General features: G+C 69.7%; 5 protein-coding genes. 3 read left to right on the top strand and 2 right to left on the bottom strand.

Going from position 1 to position 5,772, the window contains the following annotated elements:
- The 3 genes from Q8Q85_12950 to Q8Q85_12940 all read left to right on the top strand — a co-directional run.
- Nucleotides 1–1,759 (top strand): 4-alpha-glucanotransferase (locus Q8Q85_12950; GenBank protein MDP3775163.1); only part of this gene is annotated, 1,759 nt, incomplete at its 5' end.
- An 89-nt stretch (nt 1,760–1,848) separates the two neighbouring features.
- Complete coding sequence (locus Q8Q85_12945; protein MDP3775162.1) at nt 1,849–3,339, top strand: MFS transporter; 1,491 nt, start codon at nt 1,849–1,851, stop codon at nt 3,337–3,339.
- Nucleotides 3,336–5,033, top strand: coding sequence for an alpha-amylase family glycosyl hydrolase (locus Q8Q85_12940; protein MDP3775161.1), 1,698 nt, complete (start codon nt 3,336–3,338; stop codon nt 5,031–5,033). Before Q8Q85_12945 ends, Q8Q85_12940 begins: the two co-directional genes overlap by 4 nt.
- Before the next feature lie 144 nt (nt 5,034–5,177).
- Here Q8Q85_12940 and Q8Q85_12935 read toward each other — a convergent pair whose 3' ends face one another.
- Together Q8Q85_12935 and Q8Q85_12930 are read right to left on the bottom strand one after the other, a co-directional pair.
- Complete coding sequence (locus Q8Q85_12935) at nt 5,178–5,459, bottom strand: hypothetical protein (protein MDP3775160.1); 282 nt, start codon at nt 5,457–5,459, stop codon at nt 5,178–5,180.
- A 4-nt stretch (nt 5,460–5,463) separates the two neighbouring features.
- On the bottom strand, nt 5,464–5,772 hold a 309-nt coding region (locus tag Q8Q85_12930), incomplete at its 5' end, for a hypothetical protein (protein MDP3775159.1).

Raw genomic sequence — 5,772 nt, 5'->3', positions numbered from 1 at the left:
GATGAGGAACACCGGGCTCGTGCCTCCCGTCCTCGTCGCCTGGGACGGGAAGCTCCCTCCCCTCGCGATCGCCGCACACGGTCCCGTCCATGCGCAGATGCATCTCGAGGACGGCGACGTCGCCCCGCTCGAGATCTCCGGCGCGGAGCTTCGGGCGACTCGCCCCCTTCGCTCCGGCTACCACCGCCTAACGGTCGAGGCCGCGGGCAGACGCGAGACGTGCACGGTCATCGCCGCACCCGTGCAGGCGTGGCGTCGGCCGGGGCCCAATCGGAGCTGGGGGGTCGGGACGCAACTCGCCGCTCTCCGCTCGGCGCGCAGCCGCTCCCTGGGCGACCTACAGGACCTGCAGTCCCTGTGCCGCTGGGTGCGCGAACTGGGCGGGGACCTGGTCACGGTCCTCCCCCTGCTTCCCACCTTCAACTCGGAGCCGCCGGAGCCCAGCCCGTACTCCGCGGTGAGCCGCCTCTTCTGGTCCGAGTTGATCCTCGATCTGGGGGATGCCCATCGCCAGTCGGCCCGCCCCACGACCCTGGACGTGACCCGGGCAGACGCCGAGGTCCGGGCGGCCCTCGCGGGGCACCCGGTTCCGCACCCGTCGCTGCTGGACGAGGAGCTGGTCCGCTATGCGCAGTTCCGTGGCGCGCAGGCCCGGCTCGGGAGGAACTGGCGGGCCTGGCCGCCCAAGGCCCGGGCCGGAACGCTGGAGCCCGACCACGTCGATGCCGAGGAGGAGCGCTTCCACCTGGTGGCCCAGTCGCTGGTGCGACGGCAGCTCCACGACCTGCGGAAGCGCTTGGAGCCAGACGGGATGCGTCTGGGGCTGGACCTGGCGGTGGGCGTCCACCCCGACGGCTATGATCCGTGGTCCCGACCGACCCTGTTCGGCGAAGGGATGTCGGTGGGCGCCCCTCCCGACAAAGGCTTTCCGAGCGGGCAGGATTGGGGCTTCGCCCCGGTGCTTCCCGGTGCGTCCCGCCGCGAGGGTCACCGATACCTGGCGGCGTCCATTGGCCTCCAGGCGGGGCTCGCCGGGGTGCTGCGGGTGGACCACATCATGGCCTGGACTCGCCTCTACTGGATCCCCCACGGGTTTGGGTTGCACCAAGGGACCTACGTCTCGTATCCCGCCGAGGAGCTCTTCGCCGTTCTCACCCTGGAGTCGGACCGCAACCGGTGCGAGGTGGTGGGCGAGAACCTGGGAACCGTTCCTACCGAGATCGATGCGGCGCTTCCGCGCCACCGGATCCGGGGGATGTACCTGGCGCAGTTCCAGGCCTCGAAGGGCCGGCATGTCGCCCCTCCGGCCGCCGCGGACATGGCCCTTGTGGGGACGCATGATACGCCCACCTTCGCGGGGTGGCTCACCGGCAGCGACATCGCCGAGCGGGTTCGGTACGGCCTTCTGGCCAAGCGAGCGGCCCCGAGCGTCCGAGAGGAACGGTCGAGGGCCGCGCAGCGGCTCGCCAAGCGGCTGGGTCTCCGTGTGAAAGAGCCCCACGCGTTCCTGGCCGAACTGTTGGAGTGGCTCGGTCGGTCGGACAGCCCGCTGGTGGTCCCTTGGCTCGAGGATCTCTGGCTCGAGGATTGTGCGGTGAACCTCCCCGGGACACGGTCGTCGGAGCGCCCGAACTGGCAGCGCCCCATGCGGCGGCTCCTCGACGAGATCTTCACTGACCCCGAGGTCGACGGGCTGATCCGTCGCCTCCACAGGGCTCGGGACCTCCGAGCGAATGGAACGCAGACACGCCACCCCTGAGGCCCAGGTCCACCATGGGATCACCCGCTACTGCCGCTCCCAGCGCCGTCCGGCCCAAGCCGCGCCTGACGTTCTGGGAAATCTGGAACATGAGCTTCGGCTTCCTGGGTATCCAGTTCGGCTTCGCGCTGCAGAACGCGAACGTGAGCCGGATCTTCGAGACGCTGGGAGCCAGCGTGGAAAACATCCCGATCCTGTGGATCGCCGCCCCAGTGACCGGGCTCCTGGTTCAGCCCATCGTCGGCTACTTCAGCGACCGCACCTGGAACCGCCTGGGCCGACGGCGTCCGTACTTCCTCGGCGGGGCCATTCTCGCCTCGCTGGCCCTGCTCGCCATGCCGAACTCCCCGGCCCTGTGGGTGGCGGCCGGCATGCTCTGGATCATGGACGCCTCCATCAACATCTCCATGGAGCCGTTCCGCGCTTTCGTGGGCGACAACCTGCCCTCGGCGCAGCGGACCACCGGGTTCGCCATGCAGAGCTTCTTCATCGGCACCGGCGCGGTCGTGGCATCCATGCTCCCCTGGCTCCTCACCGGGCAGTTCGGAGTGAGCAACGAAGCGCCCGAGCACATGATCCCCGACTCGGTGCGCCTCTCCTTCTACCTCGGCGCCGCGGTCTTCTTCGTCGCGGTGCTGTGGACGGTCGTCAAGTCGAAGGAGTACTCGCCCGAAGAGATGGCCTCCTTCGAGGAGAACCAGGCGCGGGAGGGCCTGGTCAGGGAGCGACGGACGGCGGAGGAGTACGCACGCAACGGCGGCCGGCAGATACGCCTGGGCTGGACCCTTCTCGCCGTGGGGACGGCGCTCAGCGTCTGGCTGGCCCGCTTTGGCGTCTACCAGGTCATGATCCTGTCGGGCGGCATCGGCGTCGTCGGATTGCTGCTCATCGTCGGCGGGCTCATGCAGCGCGGCGGCCGATACGACACCGGCTTCGTCACCATCCTGAACGACTTCCAGGACATGCCCCGGACCATGAAGCAGCTGGCCTGGGTGCAGTTCTTCTCGTGGTTCGCCCTCTTCGCCATGTGGATCTACACGACCGCGGCGGTGACCAGCCGGATCTACGGCACCACCGACACCACCTCGGCACTCTACAACGAGGGGGCCAACTGGGTCGGGGTTGGCTTCAGCACCTACAACGGCGTCGCCGCTGCCGTGGCGTTCGCCATTCCGGTGCTGGCGAGGAGAACCAGCCGGAAGGTCGCCCACGCGATCTGCCTGGTCTGCGGCGCGGTGGGGCTCCTCTCGATCTTCGTCATCTCGGATCCTCGGTACCTGCTGGGCTCCATGGTGGGCGTGGGGATCGCCTGGGCAAGCATCCTCTCGATGCCCTATGCGATCCTGACCGGGTCCCTGCCCCCCTCGAAGATGGGGTACTACATGGGGATATTTAACTTCTTCATCGTGATCCCCCAGATCGTTGCGGCGGCTGTGCTGGGCTTCTTCGTCGGGCGCTTCTTCGGCGGAGAGGCGATCTACGCCCTCCTGATCGGCGGCGCGTCCCTCGTGCTCGCAGCGGCGCTGACGCTCCGCGTGCAGGATGAGGACGACGTGGCGGCGTTGGTGGTTGGCGCATGAACATCGTTATGCGCACCGTGGCGATCATCGGCGCCGGCGCTATGGTCCTTTCCGGGTGCAATGACAAGGCCCGCGGCTCCGATGCTGGAAGCCGGGACATCGGGCCGGCCGTGGCCGCGGATCCGGCGGTGTTCTGGAACAGCGCCACGGTCTACTTCCTCCTCACCGATCGCTTCCAGAACGGCGATCCCGGCAACGACCACGCCCTGGGCCGAGCGCAGGATGGAGCGCTGCTGCGCAGCTTCCAGGGCGGGGACCTCGCCGGCGTGCTCCGGAAGCTGGAGGAGGGGTACTTCGACAGCCTGGGGGTAGACGCCATCTGGCTGACCCCCTTCGTGGAGCAGATCCGCGGGAGCGTGGACGAGGGGACGGGGAAGACCTACGGATACCACGGCTACTGGACCCGGGACTGGACCGCGGTGGAGCCGGCGCTGGGCACCAAGGAGGACCTGCACGCGCTGGTCGACGCGGCCCACCGGCACGGCATCCGCGTGCTTATGGACGCCGTCATCAACCACACCGGGCCCGTGACCCCCCAGGATCCCCCGTGGCCTAACGATTGGGTCCGCACGGGCCCCAACTGCACCTACCGGGACTACACCACCACCGTGAACTGCACCCTGGTGGCCACCCTCCCGGACGTCCGCACCGACCGGGACGATCCCGTGGATCTCCCCCCGGCGCTGCTCGAGAAGTGGGCGCGGGAGGGCCGCCGGGATCAGGAGGTGGCCGGGCTCAACGCCTTCTTCCTGCGGACCGGTTATCCCCGCGCGCCTCGCTACTACATCATCAAGTGGCTCACCGACTGGGTGCGCGAGTTCGGGTTCGACGGCTACCGGATGGACACCGCCAAGCACTTCGGAGAGGCGGTCAGCGCCGAGCTGAAACGGGAAGCCGAGCGGGCGTTCGCGGACTGGAAACGGGCCCATCCGGCCCAGGTCCTGGACAGCCTCCCCTTCTACATGATGGGCGAGGTGTACGGCTACGGGCTGAGCCAGGGGCGAGCATACAACTTCGGGGACCGGACCGTGGACTTCTTCGCCCACGGCTACGACGGCCTCATCAACTTCGGCTTCAAGCGGGACGCCGCCGGGTCGCTGGACAGTCTCTTCACGCGGTACTCGACGGCACTCGGTGCCGGCGCGCTGCGCGGGGTCGCGATCCTCAACTACGTCAGCTCGCACGATGATGGGTCGCCGTATGACCGGGACCGCGCGGACCCCTTCGGCGCCGGGACCCGCCTCCTCCTGGCGCCGGGCGGCGCCCAGATCTACTACGGGGACGAGCTGGCCCGGCCCCTCAGGATCGAGGGCGCCGAGGGCGACGCCAACCTCCGCTCGTTCATGAACTGGACAGGCTTGGAGCGCGGGGGCTCCACCACCCTTATCCTGCGACACTGGCGGAAGCTGGGCCGGTTCCGCCGGGCCCACCCGGCCGTGGGGGCGGGGTTGCATCGCCGGCTCCAGGCGGAGCCATACATCTTCAGCCGCACCCTCGAGACGGACGGGCTCGTCGATCGCGTGCTGGTGGCGATGGACCAGGGGGAAGGCGCCAAGACCATCCCCGTCTTCGGCGTGTTCCGCGACGGCACCGAGCTGGTGGACGCCTACTCGGGGGAGAGGGGCACGGTGGCGAACGGTAGGATCTCGCTCACGACCGGATTCGGTCTCGTGCTCCTGAGCGAGCGGCGGTGAACGTGCGGATCATGACAACGTTTCGCCGGCCCTCGCCTGGGCGGTCGAGTGGCTGCGCCGCTCGCCGGCGCCCGGCCCGCCGCAGAAGGCGGCGCTGCGCGGGCTCCTCGACATGGCCGGCGTGACGTCGGCCACAATCCGGTTCTACGACGGCGTCCTCACCTTGGGCGACACCCCCGTGGCCGAAACGCACCCCGTGGCGGGATGCTGGTGGGGCAGCTGCGCGCCCACGCCGTGCTCGAGATTTCGATCGCGAGCGGGGCCGGCGGCGCCACCCGCGGCCGCCGCGCCGCCGCGCCGCCGCCGAAGCCGAGCCTGCCGCAGCCGGCCACGCTTCAGGCGGCGCCGCCCATCCAACACCGTGGCGCCCGCCGGCGCGAAACGGAGGAGAAAGGGTCCGACGTAAACCTGGCCTCCCACCTTCATCGCCCTACCGTGAGCCCCGCCCGGCTGCCGCCCAAGTAGACCCCATGCCAGGCGATCCGAACGTGAGTCCGCCCGCCACGCCCACCGGCGTGGGGTGGTGGGCGGCCGAGCCGTGGCCCAGCTGGCCACTATAGTTGAAGCCCCAGCAGTAGCCTGCCCCGCCGCTCCTCACGCCGCAGGTGTGACCGCCGCTCGCTGTTAGGCTCGCGAACGTGATCCCGCCCGCCACGGCCCCCGGCGTGGGGCGCTGGGTGGTCGAGCCGTCGCCCAGCTGGCCAGAAAGGTTCCCGCCCCAGCAGTAGGCTGCCCCGCC

This window comes from Gemmatimonadales bacterium, assembly GCA_030697825.1.
Classification (GTDB): domain Bacteria; phylum Gemmatimonadota; class Gemmatimonadetes; order Gemmatimonadales; family JACORV01; genus JACORV01.
This window is presented reverse-complemented; position numbering and strand designations above follow the sequence as displayed.

Coding starts and splice junctions, on each gene's coding strand:
- Q8Q85_12940 (MDP3775161.1), top strand. CDS start 3,336: ATGAACATCGTTATGCGCACCGTGGCGATCATCGGCGCCGGCGCTATG.
- Q8Q85_12935 (MDP3775160.1), bottom strand. CDS start 5,459: ATGAAGGTGGGAGGCCAGGTTTACGTCGGACCCTTTCTCCTCCGTTTC.
- Q8Q85_12945 (MDP3775162.1), top strand. CDS start 1,849: ATGAGCTTCGGCTTCCTGGGTATCCAGTTCGGCTTCGCGCTGCAGAAC.